The 1,323-nt window shown below is 38.9% G+C and carries 1 pseudogene; it reads left to right on the top strand.

Annotated features, from left to right (window positions below):
• A pseudogene (locus AACW06_RS19575) lies at positions 1 to 175 on the top strand (GNAT family N-acetyltransferase); the annotation flags it as partial.
• Between the last annotated feature and the right edge of the window lie 1,148 nt (positions 176 to 1,323).

Below are 1,323 nucleotides of genomic sequence, written 5' to 3'. Positions count from 1 at the left end.
AAGCGTAGCTTGTGAACTTGGTTTGTCATTGCTGGTTCTCGACACACGTTTAGGTGACATTGCATCTTCATTATATCGTTCAATTGGTTATACCGAGGCAGGTCAAATTCCTCAGTTCGCACGTAGTGCTACAGGTGAGCTAGAAGGCACAGTTTACTTCTTCAAACTATTGTAATTTAACAAACAATTTAATAGTGATTCAGCACGCTTGGCATTTTTGGTCTGGTTCTAGTTTAGTGATTACGGTGTCCAATTTAAGTGTTGTGGTCGCGTGCTTCACACCTTAATTGGGCGTTATGTGTTTGATGAGTTTTTAAGGTCAAAGCTACGATTTCATTGATAATTCATTCCGTGTTTTCGGCAAGTTGGCTTGGTCAAAATGGATTCTTGAACAACCTGAGATTGATCGTTTTCAAGGTTCTTGGGTTGCCTCAATTAAGTTTTGGATCTGGCTTGTGTTGAGTTTCGTCAGTTTCAAATCGCTTTAATTGAAATGTCCTTTTGACTGACTTTTTTGCTGAAGTTCAGCTCTGAAAATCTGATGATGCAAAAGGTTTTATTATGGCTGAAAGGGTGCTTTCTTTGTCGTTGATTCTGCAAGTGGCTCTCTTTGGCTAAGATCGCTGTAAAATTTAGGTTTTGGTAAGCATCGTTTTTTACGTAACTTATTCAAATTTCTTCATTTCTACGGTGGTTTACTTTGAATGTTTAGCTAAATTCACATAACAAACAATTCAAGTGGATTCTCAACGCGTGGCAGTTTTACTATGCGTCAGGTAAAGTGTTTACGGTGCAATGCAGTGGCTTGGCCAGTGCGTTGTTCACCACTTAATTGGGCGTTATGTGTTTGATGGGTTTTTGAGGTTAAACCTAAGATTTCATTGAGAATTCGTTTCGTGTTTTCGGCAAGTTGGCTTGGTCGAAATGGATTCTTGAACAACCTGAAATTGATCGTTTTCAAGGTTCTTGGGTTGCCTCAATTAAGTTTTGGATCTGGTTTGTGTTGAGTTTCGCCAGTTCAAATCGCCTTAATTGAAATGTCTTTTTGACTGATTCTCTTGTTGAAATTCAGCTCTGAAAGTCTGGTGACGCAAAAGGTTTAGCGGTTGCTGAAAGTGCGCTTTCTTTGTTGTTGATTCTGTAAGTGGCTTTCTTCGGCTAAGATCGCTGTGAAATTTAGGTTTTGGTCAGCATCATTTTGTACGTAACTTATTCAAATCTCTTCATTTCTACGGTGGTTTACTTTGAATTCACGGTAAAATTCACATAACAAGCAATTCAAGTGGATTCTCAACGCGTGGCAGTTTTACTATGCGTTGAGTA

The organism is Vibrio sp. S12_S33, assembly GCF_963889785.1.
Lineage (GTDB): Bacteria > Pseudomonadota > Gammaproteobacteria > Enterobacterales > Vibrionaceae > Vibrio > Vibrio aestuarianus.
This window is presented reverse-complemented; position numbering and strand designations above follow the sequence as displayed.